At 65.6% G+C, this 24883-nt stretch carries 22 protein-coding genes and 1 tRNA gene; 11 read left to right on the forward strand and 12 right to left on the reverse strand.

The features are described 5' to 3' along the window. The first annotated feature begins 177 nt into the window (after positions 1–177). Positions 178–519, forward strand: a complete 342-nt coding sequence (locus tag ACP96_RS04325) for a DUF5827 family protein (protein WP_050032377.1) — start codon at positions 178–180, stop codon at positions 517–519. Further along, positions 516–1460, forward strand: coding sequence for an ATPase (locus ACP96_RS04330; protein ID WP_050032378.1), 945 nt, complete (start codon positions 516–518; stop codon positions 1458–1460). The genes ACP96_RS04325 and ACP96_RS04330 overlap by 4 nt, the downstream gene beginning before the upstream one ends. Positions 1461–1519: 59 nt before the next feature. Here ACP96_RS04330 and ACP96_RS04335 read toward each other — a convergent pair whose 3' ends face one another. Both ACP96_RS04335 and ACP96_RS04340 read right to left on the reverse strand, forming a co-directional pair. Then, a complete protein-coding gene (locus ACP96_RS04335) occupies positions 1520–2008 on the reverse strand; it encodes a hypothetical protein (protein WP_050032379.1) in 489 nt (162 codons plus the stop codon). Positions 2009–2105: 97 nt separating this feature from the next. Continuing rightward, positions 2106–2453 (reverse strand): 4a-hydroxytetrahydrobiopterin dehydratase, encoded by a 348-nt coding sequence (locus ACP96_RS04340; RefSeq protein WP_050032380.1) that lies wholly within the window; start codon positions 2451–2453, stop codon positions 2106–2108. Between the two features lie 263 nt (positions 2454–2716). On the opposite strand from ACP96_RS04340, the gene ACP96_RS04345 reads away from it, so the two are divergent. The 3 genes from ACP96_RS04345 to ACP96_RS18500 all read left to right on the forward strand — a co-directional run bounded on the left by ACP96_RS04345 (position 2717) and on the right by ACP96_RS18500 (position 6883). Beyond that, complete coding sequence (locus ACP96_RS04345) at positions 2717–3718, forward strand: tyrosine-type recombinase/integrase (protein WP_050032381.1); 1002 nt, start codon at positions 2717–2719, stop codon at positions 3716–3718. Between the two features lie 260 nt (positions 3719–3978). Continuing rightward, on the forward strand, positions 3979–5598 hold the full coding sequence (locus ACP96_RS04350; protein ID WP_202593913.1) for a hypothetical protein: 1620 nt from the start codon (positions 3979–3981) through the stop codon (positions 5596–5598). Positions 5599–5824: 226 nt separating this feature from the next. Continuing rightward, a complete protein-coding gene (locus tag ACP96_RS18500; RefSeq protein ID WP_154020402.1) occupies positions 5825–6883 on the forward strand; it encodes a hypothetical protein in 1059 nt (352 codons plus the stop codon). Between the two features lie 1197 nt (positions 6884–8080). On the opposite strand, the gene ACP96_RS04355 is transcribed toward ACP96_RS18500, so the two are convergent. Then, positions 8081–8155 (reverse strand) — tRNA-Val (locus ACP96_RS04355). A gap of 169 nt (positions 8156–8324) precedes the next feature. On the opposite strand from ACP96_RS04355, the gene ACP96_RS04360 reads away from it, so the two are divergent. Beyond that, positions 8325–9446 (forward strand): M24 family metallopeptidase, encoded by a 1122-nt coding sequence (locus ACP96_RS04360; RefSeq protein ID WP_050032382.1) that lies wholly within the window; start codon positions 8325–8327, stop codon positions 9444–9446. A gap of 36 nt (positions 9447–9482) precedes the next feature. Here ACP96_RS04360 and ACP96_RS04365 read toward each other — a convergent pair whose 3' ends face one another. Next, positions 9483–10871: an NAD(P)/FAD-dependent oxidoreductase gene (locus tag ACP96_RS04365; protein ID WP_050032383.1), complete on the reverse strand. Its 1389-nt coding sequence runs from the start codon at positions 10869–10871 to the stop codon at positions 9483–9485. Positions 10872–11082: 211 nt separating this feature from the next. Between ACP96_RS04365 and ACP96_RS04370 the strand changes: the two genes are divergently transcribed. Then, positions 11083–12438, forward strand: coding sequence for a sodium-dependent transporter (locus ACP96_RS04370; protein ID WP_050032384.1), 1356 nt, complete (start codon positions 11083–11085; stop codon positions 12436–12438). 262 nt (positions 12439–12700) lie between these two features. Here ACP96_RS04370 and ACP96_RS04375 read toward each other — a convergent pair whose 3' ends face one another. Continuing rightward, positions 12701–13357 (reverse strand): AIM24 family protein, encoded by a 657-nt coding sequence (locus tag ACP96_RS04375; protein ID WP_050025868.1) that lies wholly within the window; start codon positions 13355–13357, stop codon positions 12701–12703. 194 nt (positions 13358–13551) lie between these two features. On the opposite strand from ACP96_RS04375, the gene ACP96_RS04380 reads away from it, so the two are divergent. Both ACP96_RS04380 and ACP96_RS04385 read left to right on the forward strand, forming a co-directional pair. Next, positions 13552–13878 carry an ATP-binding protein gene (locus tag ACP96_RS04380; RefSeq protein ID WP_050032385.1) on the forward strand — a complete coding sequence of 109 codons (327 nt, stop codon included), beginning with the start codon at positions 13552–13554 and terminating at the stop codon, positions 13876–13878. Positions 13879–13963: 85 nt separating this feature from the next. Then, the gene (locus tag ACP96_RS04385; protein ID WP_050032386.1) at positions 13964–14449 is read left to right on the forward strand and encodes a universal stress protein; all 486 of its coding nucleotides are present in this window, start codon (positions 13964–13966) and stop codon (positions 14447–14449) included. 9 nt (positions 14450–14458) lie between these two features. Here the strand turns inward: ACP96_RS04385 and ACP96_RS04390 are convergent, their stop codons facing one another. The 3 genes from ACP96_RS04390 to ACP96_RS04400 form a co-directional block, all read right to left on the reverse strand. Next, the gene (locus ACP96_RS04390; protein ID WP_050032387.1) at positions 14459–15148 is read right to left on the reverse strand and encodes a DJ-1/PfpI family protein; all 690 of its coding nucleotides are present in this window, start codon (positions 15146–15148) and stop codon (positions 14459–14461) included. A gap of 65 nt (positions 15149–15213) precedes the next feature. Next, positions 15214–15915, reverse strand: a complete 702-nt coding sequence (locus ACP96_RS04395; protein ID WP_050032388.1) for an SCO family protein — start codon at positions 15913–15915, stop codon at positions 15214–15216. A 109-nt stretch (positions 15916–16024) separates the two neighbouring features. After that, positions 16025–16528 carry a winged helix-turn-helix transcriptional regulator gene (locus ACP96_RS04400; protein ID WP_050032389.1) on the reverse strand — a complete coding sequence of 168 codons (504 nt, stop codon included), beginning with the start codon at positions 16526–16528 and terminating at the stop codon, positions 16025–16027. A gap of 114 nt (positions 16529–16642) precedes the next feature. On the opposite strand from ACP96_RS04400, the gene ACP96_RS04405 reads away from it, so the two are divergent. After that, complete coding sequence (locus ACP96_RS04405; RefSeq protein WP_050032390.1) at positions 16643–16990, forward strand: DUF7471 family protein; 348 nt, start codon at positions 16643–16645, stop codon at positions 16988–16990. 24 nt (positions 16991–17014) lie between these two features. Here the strand turns inward: ACP96_RS04405 and ACP96_RS04410 are convergent, their stop codons facing one another. From ACP96_RS04410 to ACP96_RS04420, 3 genes are read right to left on the reverse strand one after another with little or no spacing between them, the layout of a single operon-like run. After that, positions 17015–17878: an ABC transporter permease subunit gene (locus tag ACP96_RS04410; protein ID WP_050032391.1), complete on the reverse strand. Its 864-nt coding sequence runs from the start codon at positions 17876–17878 to the stop codon at positions 17015–17017. Further along, entirely contained in the window at positions 17875–18669 is a 795-nt protein-coding gene (locus tag ACP96_RS04415; RefSeq protein WP_050032392.1) for an ABC transporter ATP-binding protein, read from the reverse strand. The genes ACP96_RS04410 and ACP96_RS04415 overlap by 4 nt, the downstream gene beginning before the upstream one ends. Next, positions 18662–20764, reverse strand: coding sequence for a NosD domain-containing protein (locus ACP96_RS04420; protein WP_050032393.1), 2103 nt, complete (start codon positions 20762–20764; stop codon positions 18662–18664). The genes ACP96_RS04415 and ACP96_RS04420 overlap by 8 nt, the downstream gene beginning before the upstream one ends. Before the next feature lie 106 nt (positions 20765–20870). Between ACP96_RS04420 and ACP96_RS04425 the strand changes: the two genes are divergently transcribed. Beyond that, a complete protein-coding gene (locus ACP96_RS04425) occupies positions 20871–21440 on the forward strand; it encodes a nitrous oxide reductase accessory protein NosL (RefSeq protein ID WP_050032395.1) in 570 nt (189 codons plus the stop codon). Positions 21441–21443: 3 nt separating this feature from the next. Here ACP96_RS04425 and carB read toward each other — a convergent pair whose 3' ends face one another. Then, positions 21444–24668: a carbamoyl-phosphate synthase large subunit gene (gene carB / locus ACP96_RS04430; RefSeq protein ID WP_050032396.1), complete on the reverse strand. Its 3225-nt coding sequence runs from the start codon at positions 24666–24668 to the stop codon at positions 21444–21446. Between the last annotated feature and the right edge of the window lie 215 nt (positions 24669–24883).

The raw sequence follows: 24883 nt of genomic DNA on the forward strand, positions 1-24883 counted from the left end.
CCGTCGAGCTCTTCGAGTAACGTCTCACACCCGAACGCGCCGCGGCACGCGCGTCGAGATCCGCATTTTTTTCGCACCGCCGACCGCAAACCGACAGCCTCGTCTCTCGAAGCGAGGTGGATGCTCGGTGCCGCCCGTATCGGCAGCGTTTACGGACGCGACGCCGTACCGCCGGTCATGCCCGAGCCGAAGTCGACGTTCGACGCGACCTATCCGTGTGACTTCTACGAGCCCGCGGAGCTGTTCGAACCGGACCAGATGTACACGATTCCCGAAATCGCCCGGCTCCTTCAAGAGCTAGAGCCGGACGCCGAGGTCGACCCGGACACCGAGGCGGTGCTGATCGACTGGGCGATCCCGTGGGTGATGACCCACGCCGAGGACCTCGTGATCGCGGAGCCGCTGGAGGACGACGGTCCCGGCTACTACGGGGTCGCCCCGCACGCGGTCGAGGGTGAGGCGGGAGAAGGAGCGGCCGAAGAGGGGAGCGAAGACGCCGACTCGCACGACGGAGCGTGAGCCGGGAGCGATCCGACGCGCCGGTGGTCCTCGTCGCCGGCGGCGCCCGCGTCGACGCCGGCAAGACGACGTTCTCGACCGGGCTGGTCGCGAGCCTCGCCGCCCGCACCGGCGACGCGGTCGGGGTCAAACCCCGCGCCGGCAACGACTACTGGTACGACCACGACGACTACCGGATCGCGAGCGACTCCGGGCGGCTCTACGGCAAGGACGCGCGGCGCCTCGCGGCCGCGAGCAAGCGACCGCTCCCGGCCGTCGGCGGTCCGAAGGAGCGGGAGCCGACGGCCGGCGATCGGGGACGACGAGGTCGTCCCGGAGCGATCACCCCGGAGTCGATCAACTCCGTTCACCGGCTTTGGCGGCCGACGCCCGGCCGAACCGGCATGCTGGGCGACACGGACCGGACGTTCCTCTGCGACCGAGTGACGACCGAGGACGGCTCCCGGTTCGTCGTCAACGGGGCGGCCGAGGCGGCGGGACTGCTCCCCGACGGACTCGCCGACCGGCTCCCGCTCGCGGAGGCGACCCGCGTCGACGACGTGGCCGCGTTCAACGACGTGATGGCGGCCGACTACCTCCCCGCCTTCGACCGGGTCGCGGCGCGGGTCGCCGCGGCGTCGGTGCCCGTCGTCGTCGAGTCGTACGCGGACGTCGCCGGACCGCTCCCGAGAGACGGGCCAGTTGAGCCCGACGCGGTGGCGGTCGTCGACCCCGGCCGTGCGCGGATATACGCCGGCGACCGCTACGCGAAGGCGCGCTCGGTCGCGTCCGGCAGCCCGCGCGAGGGGACGATGGAAGAGCACACCGGAACCGTGACGGAGATGATCGAGCCGCTGGCGACCGTCGATCTGCCGGCGCTCTCGGGCGACGAGCGCGGCGATCCGAACCGCGTCGCGGAGCGCTACGGCCCCGCCTACGAGACGCTACTCGACGCGGTCTAGCGGGCAGTCGAAGTCGACCGGCGCGAGAAGGAAGTCGGAGAGAAACGAAGAGAACGCGCTTAGGCGTCGGCGTTCCGCTTCGAGTAGTGGTCGATGGCGGACTCGATCGAGGACAGCTCGGCGTTCACCCGGCTGTCGGCGACGCGCATGAAGCCGGGGGTGTACGACTTGGAGTAGTCGAAGATGGCGTTGACCGCGCGCTTCGGGGCGGCGACGGCCGTGAAGTCGGTGACCGTGTACACGCGCGTCGTGGGGAACGCGGTCCAGAAGGTGCTGGAGACCCAGCGGTCCTCGTCCTCGAAGGCCGTCCCGACGCGACCGGTGGCGAGGTACTCGTCGTCGTGGTAGAAGAGGAGGAGGTCGCCCTCCTCCATCCGCTCGAACGTCGAGCCGTTTCCGCTGTCGTCGTCGACGGCCCACAGACGGGCCTCGTCGAGGTCGGCGAGGGTGCCCGGGCGGTCGTCGTACTCGGTGAGGTCGACCGCGGACCGGACCGTTCGATCGAAGTTCTCCGGGTCGATCGGGACCAGGAAGACGTTCGCGCTCATTACCCCTATTTCCATCGGGAGGGGTTTAAAGCCGTTCGTTGCCTCGCCGGTCCTTCGGTGACCGCTCGGCGGGAGCCCGGTTCCGACTGGTCCCGGCTCAGTCGTCGTCCCCGTCGTAGATCCGGTCCATCCGCGCGGCCATCACGAAGTCGGACACGTGGAGCCCGCCGATATCGTGGCTCCACATCTCGACGCCCACCTCGCCCCACGAGAGGTGGATGTCGGGGTGGTGCCACTCTTTCTCGGCCAGCTCGCCGATCTCGTTCGTGAACGCCAGCGCGTCCGCGAAGTCGTCGAACTCGTAGGTCGCTTCGAGGTGGTGGTCGTCGACGACCTCCCACGCCGGGCCGAGTTCGGCGAGGTACTCTGCGTACTCGTCGTCGGTTAACGGCTCGGTCCCCTCGTCGGCCGGCTCGACCGGCTCGTCCGCGAGCGGTGATGACATATCGCACCTTTGGGCGACGAGCGGCTTGTACCTTCCGCGGGTCGCTTTCGGAGAACGAATACGTCTCTCACGCCGATCGGCGAAAATACGGGCGACTAACGGATTGAAGCTGAGGCAGAAGTGGGTTGGGGCGGATTTGAACCGCCGGCCTCCTCAGCGCCTCTCGTGCCCGCCTGCGGCGAATTCGGCGCTCCAGCCGAGTCAAGATCTGCGGTATAACGCCGCGCACGTACCACACAGGGTCGGGCGATTCGGAAACACCGATGACCCGACAAATCGAACCCGGACACGCAGTAGAACGGTATCTAAACGAACGCCGGGCAGACATTTCCGAGTCCACCTATTACAACCACTCATCCCTCCTGTCACAGTTCATTGAGTGGTGTGAGGCCGAAGATCTGGACTACGTCAACGAACTCGACGGGTTCCATATCTCCGACTTTAAGATCCACCGCCGGGACGAGGACGGTATCAACAAAGTCACACTCTACAACCAGATGACTGTCCTCCGCGTCTTTCTCCGATGGTGTGAATCACGCAGTCTGGTTGAAGGCCTCGCGGAGAACATCCTAATGCCGGTTCCCGAAGAGGACTCTCGGGACACGATGATCGACTCGGAGACGGCGGCACAGATCCTCCAGTACCTCCAGAAGTACGAACACGGGACGTTGAAACATACGGTGTTCTCGCTCCTATGGGACACGGGGTTCCGTGTAGGAACTCTCCGAGCGATCGATCTCGAAGACTACCACTCAGAGGAACAGTTCATTGAGGTGGAGCATCGTGCGGAGACTGGTACACCGCTCAAGAACAAGTACGGAGCCGAACGTGAAGTGAACCTCCACGAGTGGGTGTGCGACGTGATCGACGACTACGTCGAGATGTACAGGCACGACGTAACCGATGATCACGGACGAGAACCGCTGATCACTACGCAACAAGGTCGACCCGTTCGATCGAACATTCGCGGCCACATCAACTCGATGACGCGGCCCTGCGTGTACGCGGACAGCTGTCCTCACGATAGAGATCCGGATAGTTGCGAAGCCGCACAGCGACGGGACGCGGCGGCACAGTGTCCCGTTTCGGTTCCGCCTCACGCAATTCGTCGTTCTGCGATCACGGCATGGCTCAACGACGGCCACACGAAGGAACTCCTCTCCGATAGGATGAACGTCTCCGTAAAGACGCTGGAGAAGCACTACGACGCTCGGACGGAGAGCGAAAAGCGGGAACTTCGCCGCGAGGAGTTCGGGATGGGTTAGAGGAGTCGTTTCTCCAAGCACATCCTGCCCGCAACTCCGGGGGTTTGACCATCCAAGATCCCCCTTTAGAAATTGTACATAATCCACGCCATCATGCGAATTTCGGTATCTATTTCCCCTTGGACGTTGTCTGAAGAGTGAAGGCAGAATTCTCGCGGGAATCTCAACTTACGAGTCGCAACTATCGGGTTCCTCTCGGTGTATCAACGCATTGAGGGGGAGAGGATAACGAACCGCTGAGAGCTTCAGTACATCCTATAATGGCTATTGACGTATCTACGCGCACGACAGCGAATAGTGGCAAGACACCTGTTACTGGCTGGTTCAAGACGGCTCATCCGAATACGACACCACTCGTTCGGTATGGGTTTCCACGGGACGAGGGCGGCCAGACGCAAGAACTGAAACTCCGGTCGCTGTATGAGCCTGTTCCTGAGGGGGCAATTACATCGAGCGCGATCTACTTCGTCACGGACGACCAACTCGCTCGGCTGGAGAAATTCGCTGACTCCCCCTACGCAATCAAAGGGAGTGTGAACATCGTCAAGGAAATCCAAGGCGAATGTGAGGACGCTGGCCGCGTCCGTTATCCTGTCTATGCCGAGAGTGACGCTCGCGATGACGGCGTCGCCTTCCCTACGATGGTCGAGTGGATTCGGGAGTTCGTGGGGGACGAACTGAGTGTTTCTCCCGCTGAGTGTACGTTCTGGTACTCGGGTAGTCGGTCGATTCACGTTCATATCCCGAAATTCCTCACACATACGCAGTTGACGGAAATTCGGGGGAGAGCCGAACAGTTCTGTGAGGAGACTGGTGCGGAACTCGACACGGGTATCTACAAGCCGAAACAGCAATTCCGACTCCCCGGAGCAACCCACCGAAAAAGTGCTGGCGAGTTCCAAAAGGTGCGAATCGATCCGACATGGGAGAACGACCGGATCATCCGAACTGCTGGTGAAGACCACGAGTATCCCGAGTCGTACCTCGATATGATCGAAACGACGTTCTCTCCACAAGTGGACGGGGAAGAGTTCGCGCTCACTCTGGACAGTCCTGAGGACGACATTGAGACTCCACTCATTGAGCAGAGGGAATATCCCGAGAATACCTACGATGTACCAGAGTGGTCGATGTACAACGCGAAGGAGTTCTCGCCGTACGCACACGCAGGAAGAAATCCCCGGAGTCTTGCGGTAGTGGAGGTAAAGGGTGGAGTATTCGTTCAAGAGGATCGTCGCTCCCGTGCGCCGATGGTGCCAGTTCGGTTCATCGAGGCGGTTGGTTGTGATGAGAGCTTCACGAAAGAGTCAGAACACGGCCCACTCCAGCTTTCAGAGGGAACGGGAAAGGACTACGAGAAGTGGATCAACGGCGATTATCGAACTGGTGATTACGTCGTAATTCACGGTGGTCGAAGTCGAAGTTCCATCATCCACTCAGTCACGAAGATCGAGGCGCTAAAGGCAGGCTTTCACCTTAGCCGTGAAGACGGAGGCCGTGATGCCGCTCGTAAGTACCTCTCTGACCAAGGGTACGACGTTGGTGCGTCTGGTTCAGAAACGACGGTCACGTCGAGCGTAGGATCATCTACCAGCGAATCCAAGGAGATCTGGCCGGCGAGAAAGAACTCGGGCAATCCGGCTGAAGACCTCCAACGAAAGGCCGAACTGGATGACATTGAGTCACTTACGCATCAAGAACGGATACGTGTAGCCTGTCGTCACCTCCTCCAAGGTTGGCAACCGACGTGGGACTGGTTTGAGGAACAGTATGGGTCGGACTTCAAGCCGAATGTTACATGGGAGTTCCTCCGAGGGATCGTAGAGGAACCGGAGTTCAACGAATACGAAGACGTTGATGTTCCAGACAAACCCATCTAACCTCCTGTACACACAACACACACATCCAACAACCACTAAGTTATGTTGCGAAACCGCTGTACTGCGTCGGGGTGTGTCTCTCTGTTGTTGCTATCACTTATAAAAGAACAAGAGACTTCCAGCGGATAACGTCCAAACAGAGAATGACTCACCTGTCTGGTTGCTTCGTCTACAATATTTAAGTACAGTATCGCACACATGTAGGATAACGAACCCAACCTGAGAGATGACTGGAAAACAACCGAGTTCAGACAGGAGGTCGTTCGGAAGAGGAGTTCTTACAGTCGCCGGAGCAGGAGCAATAGCAGGTTGTACCGGAAATACCGGTTCCACTGAAGAGGGGGAAAGTAGTGAGCCGCGAGAATCCGACACAGATCCTGCTGGCAATGGTTCAGATACAGGTGAGTCCGAAGCTGGAGGAAACAGTTCTGAGCCAGAGGAAGGACGGGACGAACAAGAGCAGACACCTCAGTGGGAGAAGAATACTCGCAACGGAATACCACTGAACGGTCTTGGGGCCTACACCGATCAGATGCTCGAAGCGGGACCTGTATCGGCAGCAAAAGCAGGAACAATTAACAACGCACTGAAAGGAGCGGAAACCGTAGAAGAGGAAAGAGACGCACTGGCACAGACACTCACACCAGGAAACTACACACTCCTCATGTCAGAATACCACAGACAAAGAGGAGAACAAGGAAACACAGAAAACCAAGTCGTAGTCAACCAAAACTGGAGCTTCACCAGCGACAGCGAACCAATATTAGAACTATACAAAGTAGAAAACGGCAACCTACAAAGCCAACCAGTAATCGTAGACGCAAACCACAAATACCAGAGACAAACCAACAAACCTGGAAGCGGAGAACCCCCGTATTTAGCAGGACTGAGAAACCAAGAAAATGATGTACGTTTTACATCACAGGCATATCAATCAATTCAGAATAAAATAGAAGAAGGAATAAAAGAAGAGAATGTCTCAGAGATTAATGTTAAACAATTCAGGTACAATTTTCTTCAAGACTGGAGCCGTGTAATGTTTGGGGTTGATGATGAGCCGGATGTAAGACCTTATGATGTAGAGACGGCAGATATTGTTTTTGAAGCAATGTACGGTGATGGAGATGGAGGAATACTGGCCGACTTATCAAATAAGATCTATGAGGAGGATTACGATACAGATACGCTGGTAGAAGTGGAATTTAGAAATAGTGAATGGAATTTCCACACACCAAAAAATAGGGATATGGGAGATCCCCTTGTCGGGGAAAAAGAGAGATTCTGAACTCGCGTTTAATTATTAAATTTATTTACTAACTAAAGCCACTTTTTGTCAACTTCTATGTCGGGAGAGTTCACTGCCGACGTTGGGAGGTTGTTGAATACTGAGTCGGTGGATACCGTTCCTATGTTCTGGCTGTGTTCCCTATTTAGATATTTCGTCGGTTACATTCTTTCAGACCATTCAATTCTACGGTAGGAAAATCATAGTAGATTCATATTGTTTGAAGTTTGATTTGTAATGCTGGTATCAAAACACAAAATTAAATTCGGTATAACCTACCGAGTTTCAAACCTTTGAGTCGCAGTAGTTTCCCTCAATGTATCTTCATTCCGCAGAATCAGATCTCTTCCAATGTATCCGTCACCCCTACTGTTTCCATCATACACACACACCTCCCCTAACTAAGTTATGTTGCGAGAACCGCAGTAAGGCAGAGGGGTTCTCTCTTCTATCGTCAGATCTGCTTATAAACAAATAGGAGGCTTTCAGCGGCCATCTTCCCTCAGAGAGAATGGTAGTCACTACGCGCCAACAGAAGGCTACTCACACCGTCTAAATGCTCCACGATGCTTCCCTGGTGGCACGTCATGGGAACTGCGTGAGAGGAAAGCAGAGAGCTGTCACGAGCTTCCATGCTCCCCGTTTCGATTATCTCCTATACGGGGAGTAATGACGCACTCAGTAGCCCAAATTCCAGACTCCAGACGAGAAATTGCTCGGAGAGACTTACTCTATAACTTGATGATACATCCGGGTAGTGTTCTATCCGGTGGGTCGATTCATTGAGTCGGAGTAGATGCCACACGTTTCGTCGGGTTTCCCTCTACTCTTAGTATGGATCTACAACTCCCATATCCACACAACACACACCCCACAACCTCACTAAGTTATGTTGCGAGAATCGCAGTAAGGCAGAGGGATAGCAAAATATAGAGAAAATATTGCTTATAAAAGAACACACTCAGATGCGGCTTGTCGAACGTGGTCGGTTGGCTGTGAGGAGATCGTCAATAATCACCCTCAATGCGCACTTATCGGCAGTTTATTAACAGTATCGCGTCTCCTTGATAGTGAATCGCTGTACGGCCCTGTGGTGAGACGTGAAGCGTTGCTCCGCAGTTCAATTGAGAACGCTGGAAGGAACAAACCCCGGTACGGCGCGGGGATTGTCTCCTTGAGAAACGCGCGCAGCGCAAGTGGGTTGGGGCGGATTTGAACCGCCGGCCTCCTCCATGTCAAGGAGGTGTCATAACCGGACTAGACTACCAACCCGCAGGGGCTTACTGACGCATTTCCTCGTATCCCGGGGATACAATTGAACCTTTCGTTTCGGTCGCCGACGCGGGGGTGCGGTCGGCCGATTCGCCGGTTTCGCTTCGCTATTTCCCGCGGACCGGTGCGGTTTCGACCGGTTTTACTGGCTCCGGGAAAGTCGTCGGATATGGTCGATCTCGCCGCCCGCACCGAGAGGCTCGACGCGTACCTCGACGAGCGCGGGCTCGAAGCGGTCTGGTTCGCCAAGCCGAACGGGTTCGCGTGGCTCACCGGCGGCGACAACGTCGTCGACGCCGACGCCGACCTCGGGGTCGCCGCCGCCGGCTACGACGGCGAACTCCGAGTGATCACCGACGACATCGAGGCGGGCCGACTCGCCGACGAGGAGCTCCCCGACGCCGTCGCCGTCGAGTCGTTCCCGTGGTACGCGAACTCGCTGGTCGAAGCGGTCGCCGAGCGCTCGCCCGCGCCCGCGGCCGCCGACTTTGACGTGCCGAGCTTCGAGCGCGTCGACGGGAGCCGTCTCCGCCAGCCGCTCACCGACGACGACGTGGAGCGCTACCGCGAACTCGGCCGGGAGACGGCCGCCGCCCTCGAGACTGTCTGCCGCAACCTCGAACCGGAGGACCCGGAGTACGAGGTCGCCGCAGGCGTCGACATCTCGCTCGCGTCCCGCGATGTCGACACCCCGGTCGTGCTCGTCGGCGGCGCGGGGCGCGCCCAGAAGTACCGCCACTACACCCCGAGCGACGCGACGCTCGGCGACTACGCCCTCGTCTCCGTCACCGCCGAGCGCGGCGGGCTGTACGCCTCCCTCACCCGCACCGTCGCGTTCGACGCCCCAGACTGGCTGGAAGAGCGTCACCGCGCGGCCGCCCGCGTGGAGGCGACCGCGCTCGCCGCGACCGAGGCCGCCGCGGCCGGGGACCTCGCTGACTCCGACGCCACCGACACCGCGGGCGACGTGTTCGACGCGATCCGCGAGGCGTACGACGCCGTCGGCTTCGCGGGGGAGTGGCGCGAGCACCACCAGGGCGGCGCGGCGGGGTTCTCTGGTCGCGAGTGGCTCGCGACGCCGGAGAGCGACGAGCCGGTCCGGTGGCCGATGGGCTATGCGTGGAACCCGACCGTGCAGGGAGCCAAAAGCGAGGACACCCACCTCGTGACGCCCGACCGGACCGAGACGCTGACGAAGACGGGTCAGTGGCCGACCCACGAGGTGGAGCCGGTCGACGTCGACGGGATCGCGACCGACCCGCGGGAGCTGTCCGCGCCGGTCATCCGGTAGGCCGCCCCGACGGCCGCAAAAAGCGACCGCACCGCGTCAGTAGACGTACTCGCTCTCGTCGATACCGACGTAGTCCTTCTTCACGCGGCGCTTGTTCCACTTATAGCCGAGCAGCAGCTTCACCGACTCCCAGCCGGAGCGATACGGCTGCGAGAGGAGCCCGCCGCCGGAATCGGCCGCGAGCATCGCGTCGGCCGCGCCGATGATCCGGTTCCAGTCGTCGGGGTCGTAGTCGGCGACCATGTCCGCCATCGTCACGTTCCGGACGATCTCGTCGCCGATCGCTTCCTTCCACCGCCGGTTGTAGGGGGCCATGTCGCCCGCGGCGGCGAGCTCCCCCGCGATCGCGCCGGTGCGGACCGCGACGTGGTCGCCGCCCTCGTGGAAGGCCGAGGTGGTGCCCATCGCGCCGCCGGTGACCGCGATCCCGGCCTTGGTCGGCGAGTCGATGGGGCGCGTTGAGGAGATCGGGTACGTCTCGGTCCCGTTCCGCTTGCCGGCGTCCTCGACAATCGGGAACTCCTCCTCGACGTCGTACTCGTCGCCGTACTGCCACTCGAGGAGGCGGCGGACGTACTCGCCGCCCTGGGGGATCGACTCGTCGTCGGCGTCGAGCAGCGCGTAGTCGTCGCGGTCGAACTCGTCGATGTCGAGCCCGATCGGCATCGTCAGCCCGATCCGGCAGACGCGGTCGTCGTTCGGGAAGATCCACGGGTACGCGGTCTCGCCGGGCATCACGCCCCACCAGAAGACGAGCGCGTCGTTCACATCCTCGTAGACTTCCTCGGGGACGCGGCGGTACTCCTGGTACGCGATGTGGTTCGCCGTCCGGGATGCGAGCCGGTCGGAGGCGGCCGCGTCCGCGGGGAGGTACTCGTCGAGCACCTTGTTCGTCACCGTTCGCTGGGGGCCGTCCGCGAGCACGACGAACTCCGCGCCGACCGTCTCACCGGAGGCGAGCTCGACGCGGTGGCGGGGCTCGTCGCTCCCGGGCGATATCGCGGGGTCGGTGTCGACGCCGCGGACCGACACGCCGGCGCGGTACTCGGCGCCGGCGTCCTCGGCACGGTCGCGGAGCCAGTCGTCGAAGCGGGCGCGGTGGAAAGTGTAGCCGAACTCGTCGTACGAGGAGTCGATCCCGGTGCTCGTAAGCGTCGCCGACTCGTCCGGGCCGCGGAACTCCGCACGGCTCAGTTCGCGCTGGACCACCCCGTCGTCGAACTCGTCGGGATGGATCCCCATGATGTCGACCCAGTAGTCGAGGATGCCCGCGGCGTCGGTCGAGTCCGGACCGAGTCGGCCCCGGTCGGCGCGGGGAACCCCCTTTTCGAGCACGATCGCGTCGGCGCCGCCGGTCGCGGCCGCGTGCGCTGCGGCAGACCCGGCCGGACCGCCACCTACGATCGCGACGTCTACGCGTTCCATACCCGGTGAGGTTGCCGTCCGGCTATTAAATTCACGGTCCCCGACGGGACTCGAACGCCACTTCGTCTCGACGGCGCCGCGCCACGCCGAACCGCTACTGCAACCCCACCGGTACCGCACGGGTGACCAATTGATCATGTTTGATGATTATCGGTTACAGCGCCGGAGAGACACGTTTTTAGGGAGTCCCGAGTTTCGATCCTGCACACCAATGGCACGCGAGACATGGGCCACGCGGATGGGATTTATCCTCGCCGCGGTCGGCAGCGCGGTGGGGCTCGGGAACATCTGGCGGTTCCCCTTCATCACCGGCCAGTACGGCGGGTCGTCGTTTCTGATCACCTACCTGGCGTTCGTCGCGCTGATCGGCTTTCCGGCGATCCTCGTCGAGTTCGTGATCGGGCGGTACACCAACCTCAACCCGGTCGGCGCGATACGGGAACTCGGCAGCGGGGCGTGGAACTACCTCGGCTGGCTGTTCGTCGCGATCGGCTTCGTCATCCTCTCGTACTACAGCGTCGTCGCCGGCTGGTTCCTCCGGTACACTCTGATCGGAGTCATCGACGGGTACACGCTCGCGGGGCCTGAGGAGGCCGGTCAGCTGTTCGGCACCGTCACAACGGGACTCGACTCCCTGCTCTTCCACGCCGTGTTCATGGCGCTCGTCATCGGGATCATCGCCGCCGGTGTGCGGAAAGGTATCGAGGTCGGCGTGAAGGTGATGGTGCCGGCGATCATCGCCCTGCTCGTCGGGCTCGCGGCGTACGCGTTCACGCTCGACGCCTCCGGGGCGGCGTACAGCTACTACCTCTCGCCGGACTTCGAGTACCTCCTCGCGAACTGGACGAGCATCCTGCCGGCCGCCGCCGGACAGGCCTTCTTCACGCTCTCGCTCGGGATGGGCGTGATGATCACCTACGCCTCCTACCTCGGCGAGGACCGGAACCTCGCGTCCGACGCCGGCGTGATCGTCGCGCTCGACACGCTCATCGCCGTGATCGTCGGCTTCGTCGTCTTCCCGTTCCTCTTCGCGGCCGGGATCGAGCCCGGCGGCCCCGGCGCAAGCGCTATCTTCGTGAGCCTCACGTCGGCGTTCTCTACCATCCCCGGCGGTCGGCTCATCGGGATCGTGTTCTTCGCGATGGTCGGGATCGCGGCGCTGTCGTCCGCGATCAGCATCCTCGAAGTCCTCGTCTCGTACCTGATCGACGAGGCCGGCGTCTCGCGCGTTCCCGCCGCGACGGCCATCGGCGTCGCCGTCTTCCTGCTCGGCGTCCCGGTGACGGTCGACCTGATCTTCCTCGACCTGTACGACAAGCTGGCCGACGGTATCCTGCTCGTGCTCGGCTCGCTGCTGCTCGCGCTGTTCGTCGGCTGGGTGATCCCCGACATCGCCCGCGAGGAACTGCAGAAGGGGATCGGCGACCTCGGCGGGCTCGGGACCGCGTGGATCTGGATCGTCCGGGTCCCGATCGTGATCGTCGTCGTCGTCTCGCTGTACCTCGGGATCGTCGACTACGCCGACTTCCTCACCGGAAGCTTCGCCGAGTGGCTGGCGGCGCGGTAGGCTGACCGAGGTATCCCCGTTCTTTCCGTTTTCGGCTTTTTCCGACGACCGAGTAGTCCGTGATCACGCCGTCGACGCCGGCCGCCGCGAGCCGATCGGCTTGGTAACCACATCTCGACCGTCCAGGCGTTCACCGCGCGCCCGGCGTCGCGCGCGATCCCGACCACGTCGGCGTCACCGAACCGCGACGCGTCGAAGAACGGCGTCTCTCGGACCGGTCGATCGGCGGCTCGGTGCCTCGAGGAAAAAAGATGACCGTCGGTCAGACGTGCTCCTCACGCGGCTGGACCACGACGAACCCGTCCGGTCCGTCGAACCGCATCTGGTAGCGCTCGCCCGACTCCTGGCCGATCATGTCCGAGAGGCTCCGGTTCACCTCGATGTCGGGCGAAGTGCCACCCCACGCGACGGTCGCGCTCGGATCGGTCGCGACCGGCGGCTCCAAGACGATCGGGTCGCCGTGAGTGGTGAGCGCCACGTAGCCCGGGCCCTCGAGGTAGACGTTGCTGAACCCGCCCGCGAGCGCCCCGGCGAGGCTGTCGATGGTGCTGATCTCGTAGGAGAGCGACTCCTCGAACGCGAGCACGTCCTCGCCGTTGACCGTGATCGACTCGCCGGCGCCGAGTTCGACGACCTGTACCTTCTTGCCGTCGTCCGCGAAGTAGACGTGACCGTCGCCCTCGACGGCCATGATGGGCGTTCCCTCGCCCGTCGTCGCCTCTTTGAGGAAGCCCTTGAGTCCGCCTTCGGCCGAGGCCTTCCCGGTGAACGAGACGTCGCCCGTGTACGCGATCATCGACCCGGCCTTCGCCATCACGGTGCCGTCGACGTCGACGTCTAAGGTGTAGCTGTTTTCGCGTTGGAACGACTCGTCGCTCGCTGTCGGCGCGTTTTCGGCGGTGAACTGATCGAGATTCATGTTGCGGGGACCGAACGCGTCGGTTCGGCCGGCCGGTAGTTCCACGCCGTCGATTATGAATATGGGGATCGGCCGGTTTCCGGCAAGGAGTCATATGCCTGGAGAAGTGACAGTACCCGCATGATCCCGTCGTCAGAGTCGCTTTCCCTTCGCGAACGGTTGGATATACTGGCCAATCGGCGGGGGACATCACTATGCTTCACGTCGACGACGAGTCGGAGTTCGCGGAGCTCGTGTCCATCGACCTCGAACGCGACGGCGAGGCGCTGGAGGTCGTCACCGAGACCAGCGTCGAGGCCGGACTCGACCGGATCGAGACGGAGGCCGTCGACTGTATCGTCACCGATTACTCGACGAAAGTGACCGACGGCGGGTTCGGGATGGCGAGCGTCCGCCAACTGGTGCTCGCACACGGCTGGGAGATCACGGCGGCCGAGGGGGAGGCGGGCGGCGCCCGCTTCGAGGTAACGGACGCCGACATCGAGCCCGAGGGCGGAGTCGCGCTTCCGGCGGACGAGTAAACCCGTCCGAATGCGGTGGCCCCGATTCTCAATCTCGTCACTCGCACCGACAGCGTATTTATCCCCCGCATGCAACCGTAGAGACATGACCCTCGTCGTGGTGCCGGTCCGGTTCCCGCCGTCGTCCCACTCCGCGGCGACGCTGCGGGAGGCCGTCCGCGTCGCCGAGGAGCGGGACGCCGACCTCACGATCCTCCACGTCGATCTGTACCAGAACTCGGGCGGCGTCTCCCGCAGCGACCTGAAACGCGCCGTCGAGGAGCGGATCGGTCGGCTGGACCGCGCGCGGTACGTCGTCCGTCGGGGCTTCCTCGTCGAGGAGACCATCCTCGAGGAGATCGTCGCCGAGGGCGCCGACGTGGTCGTCATCGGCTCGAAGCAGGCCGGTCGCTGGCGGCGCATGGTCCAGAAGCTCCTCTCCGATCCCGACATCGACTCGTTCCTCCGCGACGAGCTCGACTGCACCGTGATCACGGTCGACGCCGAGGGCGACGTGACGACCAACGAGACCACCGAAACCGCCGAGACCGACGACGACGCACCGCTGCCCGAGGACGGCGCGAACGACTGACTGACGAACTCAGGCGCTTCCGTCGCCGGCGACCTCGTACCGACGCTCGTACTCGATGACAGTCGCGACGCGATCGGCGATCGTCTCACCGAACTCCCGCTCGACGAGATAGAGAGCGAGGTCGATTCCGGAGGTCACGCCGCCCGCGGTGAGCAGGTCCCCGTCGTCGACGACGCGCGCGTCCACGACCTCGGCGCCCGACTCGCGGAGCTCGTCGATCGCGGAGGCGTGGGTGACCGCGCGTCGCCCCTCGGTGACGCCGGCCTCTGCGAGCAGCATCGCTCCGGTACAGACCGCGGCGGTCCGGACGCCCGCGGTGTGATACTCGCCGAGCGCGCGCGGCACGTCGCCCTTCTGCGCCTCCGCCCACGCGCTCGCGCCTTCGTCGCGCGCGGTCCAGCCCCCGCCGGGGACGACGAGCAGGTCCGGGGCCTCGTCGCTATCCGGGTCCGGGAGCACGCCGTCGACGCCGACGCGCGTGCCGTGGCTCGCGGTCACCCAGTCGCGCTCGTCGAGGGTGACGTACCGGACGCGCCCCGGTCGGTCGACGGACTCGTCGGTCGCGTCGTCGCCCGATCCGTCCGTCCCTCCCTCTCTCGCCTCTTCCGCGGCGTAGCCGAGCGCGTAGTCGAACACCTCGTACGGGCCGATTCCGTCCAGTTCGTCGAACCCGTCGTACAGCAGAATGTCAACGTCCATTGCCGGAACCGTACGCGCTCGGTCGTGATGTGCGTTCCCCCGGCGACGGTGCGTTCCGCCGAGCCTCACTCGTCTGCGAACCCCTCGACGACCGTCTCGACGTCGCCGGCGACGCGGTCGCGATCGATCGTCTCGCCTCGGTAGGCGCGCTCGACGACGCCGTCCGGGTTGACGAGCAGGGTGAGAACGGTGTGCGTGAAGTCGTACCCCTGCAGCCGGTCGCTCTCGGTCGTTCGCTCGAACCCGATTCCGAGCCGGTCCTCCACGACGGCTTTCGCTCGCTCCGGAGTCTCCGGCCGGAGGTAGCGCCAGTTCCCCGCGTCGAGATCGACCCCTACCGACTCAGCGTTGTCGCGGAGCGCCGCCTCGTCGTCGCGCTCGGGATCGAACGTGATCGGAAGGAACTGGGTCTCGTCGGTTAGTCCCGCGTCGGCGACGCGTCTCTGCACCGCGACCAGTCGTCGGAGGAGGATTCCGCACTCCGCGGGACAGAAGGTGAACACCCCGGTTACGATCGCGGTCCGGTCGATGGCCTCGCTGTCGACGGTGACCCCGGCGATCGGGTCCCGTAGTTCGAACGGCGGTAGCGGCTCGCCGTACGCGGGGTACCCGAGGTCCTCGCTGTCCGCGATCTGGTCCTCCTGCGGGTCGAGCACGACGCCCTCCGGCTCGCCGCCGATGACCGACGTGCATCCGGCGGTCGCGCCGATCGTCGCCGCGCCGATCACCGCCTCGCTGATCCCGCCGAGCAGCGCTCGTCGTCGCATACCGAAACCGACGGCTTACGGGCGCATAACCGGTCTGGTGCGGGCGTCGAACGGTACGGTCGTCGAACGGTGCGGCGACGAGAGGGGGCGGCGGACGAGAGAGACCCGGTCACTCGAACAGGCTGTCGACGGTGCGGACGAACCGGTCGACGATCCGGTCCGGGAGCGACGCCGACACCTCGTCGAGGAGCGCTGCGGTCCGCTTGGGACGTGCGAGCGAGAGGCGCATGGGCCGGTCGTCGGATTTCTCGACGATCCCGCTCTCGACGAGGTTCGAGACGTGCCACGAGACGGTGCTGCGCGCGAGGTCCAACTCGTCGGCGAGCTCGGCCGGCCGGGTCGGGCCGGCGGCGTGGAGTCGGACGAGAATCCCGCGGGCAGTCTCCCGCCGCAGGAAGGCGAGCGCTCGCCGCTCCCACGGGTCGAACGTCGGGTCGAAGTAGTGGGCTCGGCCACCGATCCGCTCCACCGCGACTTCGTCGTCGCGGACGAGCCGGCGGAGGTGGTACTGCGCCTGTCCGGTGGCGATGTCGAGGTCGCGGCTCACCCGGTTGAAGTGAACGCCCGGCGTGTCCCGGACGTGCCGGCGGACGCGGGTTCTGGTGTCCGGCATGGGTACTTGCCGTCACCTACCGGATCGGTATTTAAAACGGTCGCGGGCGTTCCCTCCGCGCGGGAGCGGTCGGGGCGTGTATTCTTGTCGCCCGCGACACTACGACTCGGTAGCGTGATTCCGATTTCCGCGAGCGCGACCGTCGACGGGTGGGGCGTAGAGGGGTCGCTGCCGCTACTCGCCGTCGTGTTCGTCGCCGGCGTCGGCACCGGACTCCTCTTTCTCGTCAGTCTCGTCGCGTACCGCCGCCGCCGGAGCGCGCAGTACGGGCTTATCAGCGTCGCCGTCGGCGCGCTCCTCGCCCGCTCGGTCGTGGGCGCGGGCACCGTCTTCGGCGTCGTGCCGATGCCGGTCCACCACTTCCTCGAACACAGTCTCGACTTCCTGATCGCCGCGGTCGTCCTCTACGCGGTGTACGCGCACGCTCCGGGGTCCGTCGGCGACGACTCGGCGTCGGACTGAGCGGGGAGCGGATCGGTCAGCGTCTCAGCCGCCGAAACCGCCGCGGATCTCCTCGATGGCCGCGTCGACGCGACGGCCGTACGCCAGCGCCGAACCCGAGACGACGGCGCCGAGGAGCGTCCAGACGATCAGCGAGGCGACCGCGCGCCCCGTCGCGACGAACTCCCCCTCCGGCGCGAACGCGACGGCGATCACGTGCTCGAAGACGAGCCCGCGGAACGCCCCGTTCGGCGTGAGCGCGATCGACTCCGGGATCGCCGTCGGCGACCCCCCGGCCGCGAGCGATCGGAGCAACGCGAGGTCGCCGCCGAGCACCCCCGCGACGAGCGCGAGGACCCCGAGCGCGATCGCGCTGCGGCGGCTCGCGGCGAGCGCGGAGACGGCCGCCGCGAGCGACACGTACGCCGCGCCCAAGAGGAGGACGAACGCGAGGAATCGGACGAACAGCGCCGGCGAGTCGACGCCGGTGTGGGTCGCGAAGATCCCCGTGTCCGGCGCGGCGGTCAGCCAGACGACGCCGCCGACCAGCGCGTACGGGACGCCCACCACGGCGACCAGCGCGACCGTCCGCGCCAGCAACACCCCCGCGACATACTCGCCGACGCGCACCGGATACGTCCGGATCACCGCCAGCTCCCCGCTCTCGGCGTCGGAAAGCAGCGCGCGGTAGCCCAACACCACCGCGACGAGCGGGACGAGCACCTCCGTCGGGAGGAGCAGATCGACGACCGCCGGCACGAACCCGGTCGCACCGCCGCCGCCCGCCGCGAGGAGGCCGGCGACGACGAGGAGCAGCCCGACCGCGAGCACGCCGTATCCGGGCGTCCGGACCACCGTCGCGAGCTCGCGCCGGAACACGGTCGCGACCCCGGAGAGCGAACCGGTCATCGGTCCGACACTCCCGTGACGTGGACCGCCGGCTCCGTCTCGTCGCCGTCGTCGTCGCTTCCGCTCCCGTCGCTCCCGTCTCCTTCGTCCCGAGCCAGCGCACTCGTTTCGCCGACCACGACGCGGTACAGCTCCCTCGCGTCGGCGGCGTCGTGCTCGTCGAGCAGCCGGTCCAGCGGGCCCGCGACGGCGACCTCCCCGCGGTGGAGGAGCACGACGCGGTCGGCGTGCTCGTCGACGAGGTCGAGCGCGTGCGAGCAGACGACGACCGCCGTGTCGGCGTCGGCCCGCTCGGCGGCCGCGCGGAACGCGCGCTCGCGCATCCCCGGGTCGAGACCGCTCGCCGGCTCGTCTAAGGCGACGAGCGAGGGGTCGCCGAGGACCGACTGCGCGATGCCGAGCAGTCGCCGCATCCCGCCCGAGAGCGCCTCGACCCGCCTGTCGCCGGCGTCGCCGAGGCCGACCCGTTCGAGCGCCGCATCCGGGTCGTCGCCGACGAGCCGGGCGTAGAACGCGAGCGTCTCGCGGGCGGTGAACCCCTCGCGGAACGGCACCCGCTGCGGGAGGTACCCGATCGGCTTCGGGCCGGTCGCGCCGGGGAGCGTCACCTCGCCTCCGGTCGGCTCCGTCGCGCCGACGAGGACCCTGAGCAGGGTCGACTTCCCGGAGCCGTTCGGGCCGACGACGGCGGTGACGCCGGGGTCGACCGAGAGCGACACCGATTCGAGCACCGACACGCCGCCGTACGTTCGGGAGACCCCCGAGAGGGCCGCGACGGGCTCGTCAGACATCCGCGACGCCTCCCGCCGTCGGCGCGGTCGTCTCCTCGCCCGGTCGCGCTCGCGGATCGATACTCCCGTCCGTCGCGTTCTCATCGCGTGTGTCCATCGTCGTGGCCTCGGTGTCCTCGTCTAGTTCTGCTCGCCAGTCGGCGCCCACCGGCCCCGCGTCCGGACCGAGCGCGGCCGCCACCCGGTCCGGCGAATACGGCTCCGCCGCCGGCGCCGGGTCGATGATGCTCCCCGAGCGCGCCCCGGGGACGGTTCCGCGGAGGCGGTCGAGGAGCGCGACCGCGGGCGACTCGCGCACGGCGACCGCGGCGACCTCGCGGTGGAGCGCGGCGTCGACCGGCGAGGTCGGGCGGTAGGCGCGCTCGCCGGGCTCGTGGGTCCCGACGTTCGCCCCCTCCCAGTAGTTCCCGCGGTCGCCGTCGGCCCAGATCCGGAGCGCGCCCGCCCCGGCGGACGCGTGGTCGGCGTTGCCGACGAAGTCGTTCGCGACGATCCGGCTCGACGGAACGACCGTGGTCGCGCGGGCGCCCAGTTCGTTTTCGGCGGCCACGTTGCGCTCGTACAGCGATCCCCGCGAACTGGTCGAGAAGCCGAGCTCGTTTCCGACGAGGGTGTTGTACCCGACGTACGACCGGGTGCCCGACGCCTGGATCCCTGCGCTGGAGTTCCGCACGTCGTTGCCGACGATCGCGTTGCCCGAGGGACGCGTCATCACGGTGACCCCGCCGAACAGCTCGTTTCGGAACGCGTTGTCGGCGACCAGCGCGTCGCCCGTGTACATGAGGTGCGCCCCGTACCGGTTGTCCGCGAACGTCGAGTTCCGGACGACCGAGCCGTCGGCGCGGTGGAGGTAGATCCCGTCGCGGCCCCCCTCGAAGACGCTGTCGGTCACCGTCACGCGCGACCCCATCCCCGTTATCCCCATGAACCCGTCCTGCCACTCGTCCGTCCCGTCGACCCGGAGGTCCCGAATCACCGCGTGGGATCCCTCCCGCAAGAGCAGGCCGCTCGCGTTCGCCTCGACCGTCACGTCGTCGACGACGAGCCCCGGCGCGTCGATCGCCCGAATCCCCGCGTCGCCGTGGCCGTAGCCGAGCTGGATGTTGGTGTCCCACACCTCGCCGGCGTCCGACTCGCCGTTTCCGCCACCGCCCTCGCGACCCTCGCGCGCCGCGTCCGGGTCGCGCGTCTGTCCCCCGCTCCCGTCCACGGTGAGCCCAGTGATCGCCACGTCCCGCGCCCGCACCGTGATCACCGACCCGTCGCCGTCGCCGCGAATCCGCGCGTCCTCTCCGGCGATCGTGACCGACTCGTTCACCGTCAGGGTTTCTTCGTAGGTCCCCGGCGGGACGACGACGGTCGTGTTCGCCGGCGCGGTCGCGGCCGCGGCCTCGACCGTCGGCGCGTCCTCCCCGACGACGACCGAGACCGGCCTGTCGGCGCGGCGCTCGGCGGCCGCGATCCGGTCGTCGGCCGCGGCCCACCGCTCGGGAGCCATCGCGCGCACCGTCGCCGCGGGGTCGGCGTCGAACGACCGGCTCCGGACCGCCTCCCAGTCGACCGCCCGCCCGCCGTGCTCGGCGACGAACGCCTCGGCGGCGTCGCGCTCGCGGAACGGGACGACCGTCTCGCCGGCTGGGCTCCGCGCATCGCTGCCGACGACGTACACCGCCTCTTCCGCCGGCGTCCACTCCCCGGCGAGTTCCGACTCGAACAGCCCTGCGTCGGTGGTCCCCGGCCGGGCGGCGTCGAACGTCTCGACGTAGACGGCGATCGGGTAGCCGAACTGGCGCTCGATTCGGTCGTCGCCGACCGTCGCCGCGAAGGACTCGACGCCGTTGTAGCCGACGACGTACTGGAGCTGCGAGTAGAACACCTGCGTCCGCGGCACCCTAGCCGTCCCGGCCATCAGCGCGTCCGTCTCCGAGGAGAGCCCGAGCTCGACCACGTCGTCGTAGGCGACCGGCGACGGCGCGGCCGACCCGGGGTCGGCCGCGAACGCCCCCGCGGTCGCGACGGCAGCGACGAGGAGGAACGCGACGAGCGCGAGCCGGACCGCGAGCGACGGGTCGTCGTAGGGATCGAAACGCGCCACGGACGGTCTTCGATGGCGTGGGGTTTATCGGATCTGGTTCGTTCCTCGAACGGCCGCCTGAATCGGTTCCGAGGGCCTAAGGCGGCCGTGTCCGAACTGACGATCGATGACTCAACTCGAACGGCCGTCGGCATCGCGTCGGCATCTGCTCGCCGGCGTCGGCGCGGGCCTCTCGCTCGCGGCCGCCGGCTGTCTGGGCGACGAGAGCGCGTCGATCACTCCGGTCTCGCTCGACGGCGAGCGGGCCTGCGACCAGTGCGGCATGATCGTCGAAGACCACCCTGGCCCGGTCGGACAGCTCCACTTCGAGGACGACGAGCCGGAGGGGGGCCGACCGGGGCAGTTCTGCAGCAGCGTCTGCACGTACACCTACCGGTTCGACGCCGAGGACGCGGGACGGACCGTGCGGGCAACGTTCCTCACCGACTACTCGCTCGTCGATCAGGAGGTGTTCGAGGAGGGATCAGACACCATGTTCTCCTCGCACGTCGAGAGCGAGGCGTTCTCGCGGACGACCGACCTCACCGTCGTCGCGCGCAGCGAGGTCATCGGCTCCATGGGACCGGACCTGATCCCGTTCGGCGACGACGGGGACGTGGAGTCGTTCGTCGAGGAGTACGGCGGCGAGCCGATGTCGGCCGAGGACGTGGACCGGGGAACGCTGGAAGCCCTGTGAGCGCTACTCGCTCGCGCCCCAGTTCTCGACGCGCTTCGGCCGGTCGGAGACCGCCATCACGTCGATGTCGTCGGCCTTGTGCTCGATGGCCTCTAAGGCCGCCTTCGCGGAGGCGTGCGTCGAGAAGTAGGTGATCTCCTCCTCGACGGCGACCTCCAACAGGTCGCGCTGGCGCGAGACGATGAGGTCGATCTCGCCGCGCTTCGCGGCCTCGATCAGGTCCGTCGCCTCGCTCAGATCGAAGTGCTCGGCGTACCCCGTGACGAGGGCCTCGCCGGCCTCGGTGTCCGGGTCCGGGAACTCGTCGGCCGAGAGGTCGACGACGGCGGTGCCGGCCTCGGGGATCGGCTTGTTCGTCGCGTCCTGCGCCTTGTCGTACGCCTTCCCGAACGAGCGGGCCGTCCCCATCACCTCGCCGGTCGACTTCATCTCCGGGCCGAGCCGCGGGTCGGAGCCCGGCAGGCGGTCGAACGGGAGGACGACCTCCTTCACGCTGCGGTGCTCCGGGATCTGCTCGTCGACGTCGAGGTCGTCGAGCGAGAGATCGTCGGTCATCACCTTCGCCGCGAGCTTCGCGATGGGGACGCCCGTCGCCTTCGAGACGAAGGGGACGGTCCGCGAGGAGCGCGGGTTCGCCTCCAGCACGTACACCTCGCTTTCGGCGTCGTCGTCGCCCACGCCCGTCACCGCGAGCTGGACGTTGAGGAGGCCGACCGTGTCGAGCGCGCGGGCGATGTCCTCAGTGACCTCGCGGACCCGGCCGAGCGTCTCGTCGTCGAGCGAGCGCGGCGGGATCATGCACGCGGAGTCGCCCGAGTGGACGCCCGCGCTCTCGACGTGTTCCATCACCCCGCCGAGCAGCACGTCCTCACCGTCGGCGACGGCGTCGACGTCCAGTTCGACCGCGTCGTCGAGGAACTGGTCGACGAGGATCGGCTTGTCCGGTGAGACCCGGACCGCCTCCTCGATGTACTCCTCCAGCTCCGCGTCGTTCTCGACGACGCGCATCGCGCGTCCGCCCAGCACGTAGGAGGGGCGCACGAGGACGGGGTAGCCGATGTCGTGAGCCAGCTCCAGCGCCTCGCTCTCGCTCGTCGCGGTGCCGCCCTCGGGTTGGGCGACGCCCATCTCGTCCATCAGGACGTTGAACCGGTCGCGGTCCTCCGCGAGGTCCATCGCCTCGACGCTCGTACCCAGTATCTCGCAGTCGAGCCCGCGGCGCTCGAGCTCCGCCTCGAGCGGTTCGCCGATGTTGACCGAGGTCTGCCCGCCGAACTGGACCATCACGCCGTCGGCGCCGGTCGCCTCGGCCACGTCGGCGACCTCCTCGGCGGTGATCGGGTCGAAGAAGAGCCCGTCGGAGGTGTCGTAGTCGGTCGAGACGGTCTCGGGGTTGTTGTTGACGACGTGCGCCTCGATGCCGAGCTCGCGGAGCGCCTGGATCGCGTGGACCGAGCAGTAGTCGAACTCGACGCCCTGCCCGATCCGGATCGGACCGCCGCCGACGACGACCACGCTGTCGACGCTCTTGTCGACGACGAGCTCGCCCGCCGCGGCGTCGCCCTTCAGCGGTCCGCGCTCGAACTCCGACTGACGCGCGGAGTAGTAGTACGGGGTCTCGGCGGCGAACTCGCCGGCGCAGGTGTCGACCTGCTTGTACGTCCGGCCGGGCACGTCCGCCTCCACGGCGTCGACGTCGGTCCCGCCGCCGGCGAGGGCGGCGATCTCGGCGTTCGTGTGGCCCGCGGTGGCCGCCTGCGCGAACTCGCCGTTCTGGGCGGCCTGCGCCGAGTCGCTGACGCGTTTGAACCGCTCGAGGTACCACGGCTTGATCCCGGTCAGATCCTCGATGTCCGCGACGGTGTAGCCGCGATCGAACGCCTCGAAGATCGCGTACGGGCGGTCCGGCGTGGGGCGTTCGAGGTACTCGGTCTCGAGGGCGTCGTCGCCGACCGTCTCCCACTCGACCGCCGGGTCGTACTCGGAGGAGCGGAGCGACTTCAGCAGGCTCTCCTCGAAGTTCCGGCCGATGGACATCGCCTCTCCAGTCGACTTCATCGCCGTGCCGAGCTCGAAGTCCACGTCGTCGAACTTGTCGATGGGCCACCGAGGCACCTTCGTCACCACGTAGTCGATGGCGGGCTCGAAGGCGGCGGTGGTCTCGCCGGTGATCTCGTTGTCGATCTCGTGAAGCCGCTTGCCGAGCGCGACCTTCGCGGTGACGCGGGCGATCGGGTAGCCGGTCGCCTTCGACGCGAGCGCGGAGGAGCGCGACACGCGCGGGTTCACTTCCACCACGCGGTACTCGCCGCCCGGGGTGCCGTCGTCGTGCCACGCGAACTGGATGTTACAGCCGCCCTCGATACCCAGGTCGCGGATCACCTCGAGCGCCGCGTCGCGCATCTCCTGGTGCCCGTCGTCGGGGATCACCTGTGATGGGGTGACGACCGTCGACTCCCCGGTGTGGATCCCCATCGGGTCGATGTTCTCCATGTTGCAGATGATGATACAGGAGTCGTCGGCGTCCCGCATCACCTCGTACTCCAGTTCCACCCAGCCCGCGATGGACTCGGTGATGAGCACCTCGCTGTTCCGCGAGAGGCGGAGCCCCTTGCGGACGCGCTCGACGAGCTCCTCGAAGTCGTCGACGACCCCCGAGCCGGAGCCCCCGAGGGTGTACGTCGTTCGGGCGATGACGGGGAGCCCGCCGACCGAGTCGACCGCCTCCTGGACACGCCCGCGGAGGGCCGCCTCGTCGAAGTCGGTGACCGACTCGCCCTCGTCGAGCGAGATGGTCGTCGACTTGGGGACCGGCTGGTCCAGCCCCTCCATCCGCTGGCGGAACAGGTCGCGGTCCTCCGTCGCGTAGATGGTGTCGAGCGGCGTCCCCATCACCTCCACGTCGTACTCCTCCAGAATGCCCTCCTCGGCGAGCTCGGCGGTGACGTTGAGTCCGGTCTGGCCGCCGAGTCCCGCGATGACGCCGTCGGGCTCCTCGATCCGGATGACCTCCGAGATCGCCTCGGGCGTGATCGGCTCGATGTACACCCGGTCCGCCGTCTCCGGGTCGGTCATGATCGTCGCCGGGTTGGAATTCACCAGGACGACCCGAGCGCCCTCCTCCTGCAGCGCGCGGCACGCCTGTGCGCCGGAGTAGTCGAACTCGGCCGCCTGTCCGATCTGGATCGGTCCGCTACCGATGAGTAGTATGGTCCGGTCCTCGCTCATTATCGCGACGGAGTACGCTCATCGTAATAAGGTCGGCGATAGAATACGAATCTCGCAGCAAGTTTGCGATTTTCGCAAGTTAGATAGTACCACGGTAGTTGGTGATATGACTCACAGTAGTAGGCAAGGAGAACACTGTGATCGCTTCGCAGTGTCGTGTCGGATATTCCGGATCGGCGGTACGAGAGGGTCACCACAAGGAATTTACCGAGAAG

It is taken from the genome of Halorubrum halophilum (genome assembly GCF_000739595.1).
Classification (GTDB): Archaea; Halobacteriota; Halobacteria; order Halobacteriales; family Haloferacaceae; genus Halorubrum; species Halorubrum halophilum.

What these genes read in the sequence shown, in the direction of transcription:
- ACP96_RS04340 (WP_050032380.1), bottom strand. Translation starts at nt 2,453, where the DNA reads ATGTCATCACCGCTCGCGGACGAGCCGGTCGAGCCGGCCGACGAGGGG.
- ACP96_RS04425 (WP_050032395.1), top strand. Translation starts at nt 20,871, where the DNA reads ATGACTCAACTCGAACGGCCGTCGGCATCGCGTCGGCATCTGCTCGCC.
- carB (WP_050032396.1), bottom strand. Translation starts at nt 24,668, where the DNA reads ATGAGCGAGGACCGGACCATACTACTCATCGGTAGCGGACCGATCCAG.
- ACP96_RS04415 (WP_050032392.1), bottom strand. Translation starts at nt 18,669, where the DNA reads ATGTCTGACGAGCCCGTCGCGGCCCTCTCGGGGGTCTCCCGAACGTAC.
- ACP96_RS04365 (WP_050032383.1), bottom strand. Translation starts at nt 10,871, where the DNA reads ATGGAACGCGTAGACGTCGCGATCGTAGGTGGCGGTCCGGCCGGGTCT.
- ACP96_RS04325 (WP_050032377.1), top strand. Translation starts at nt 178, where the DNA reads ATGCCCGAGCCGAAGTCGACGTTCGACGCGACCTATCCGTGTGACTTC.
- ACP96_RS04370 (WP_050032384.1), top strand. Translation starts at nt 11,083, where the DNA reads ATGGCACGCGAGACATGGGCCACGCGGATGGGATTTATCCTCGCCGCG.
- ACP96_RS04350 (WP_202593913.1), top strand. Translation starts at nt 3,979, where the DNA reads ATGGCTATTGACGTATCTACGCGCACGACAGCGAATAGTGGCAAGACA.
- ACP96_RS04395 (WP_050032388.1), bottom strand. Translation starts at nt 15,915, where the DNA reads ATGCGACGACGAGCGCTGCTCGGCGGGATCAGCGAGGCGGTGATCGGC.
- ACP96_RS04335 (WP_050032379.1), bottom strand. Translation starts at nt 2,008, where the DNA reads ATGAGCGCGAACGTCTTCCTGGTCCCGATCGACCCGGAGAACTTCGAT.
- ACP96_RS04385 (WP_050032386.1), top strand. Translation starts at nt 13,964, where the DNA reads ATGACCCTCGTCGTGGTGCCGGTCCGGTTCCCGCCGTCGTCCCACTCC.
- ACP96_RS04360 (WP_050032382.1), top strand. Translation starts at nt 8,325, where the DNA reads ATGGTCGATCTCGCCGCCCGCACCGAGAGGCTCGACGCGTACCTCGAC.
- ACP96_RS18500 (WP_154020402.1), top strand. Translation starts at nt 5,825, where the DNA reads ATGACTGGAAAACAACCGAGTTCAGACAGGAGGTCGTTCGGAAGAGGA.
- ACP96_RS04345 (WP_050032381.1), top strand. Translation starts at nt 2,717, where the DNA reads ATGACCCGACAAATCGAACCCGGACACGCAGTAGAACGGTATCTAAAC.
- ACP96_RS04410 (WP_050032391.1), bottom strand. Translation starts at nt 17,878, where the DNA reads ATGACCGGTTCGCTCTCCGGGGTCGCGACCGTGTTCCGGCGCGAGCTC.
- ACP96_RS04375 (WP_050025868.1), bottom strand. Translation starts at nt 13,357, where the DNA reads ATGAATCTCGATCAGTTCACCGCCGAAAACGCGCCGACAGCGAGCGAC.
- ACP96_RS04380 (WP_050032385.1), top strand. Translation starts at nt 13,552, where the DNA reads ATGCTTCACGTCGACGACGAGTCGGAGTTCGCGGAGCTCGTGTCCATC.
- ACP96_RS04390 (WP_050032387.1), bottom strand. Translation starts at nt 15,148, where the DNA reads ATGGACGTTGACATTCTGCTGTACGACGGGTTCGACGAACTGGACGGA.
- ACP96_RS04400 (WP_050032389.1), bottom strand. Translation starts at nt 16,528, where the DNA reads ATGCCGGACACCAGAACCCGCGTCCGCCGGCACGTCCGGGACACGCCG.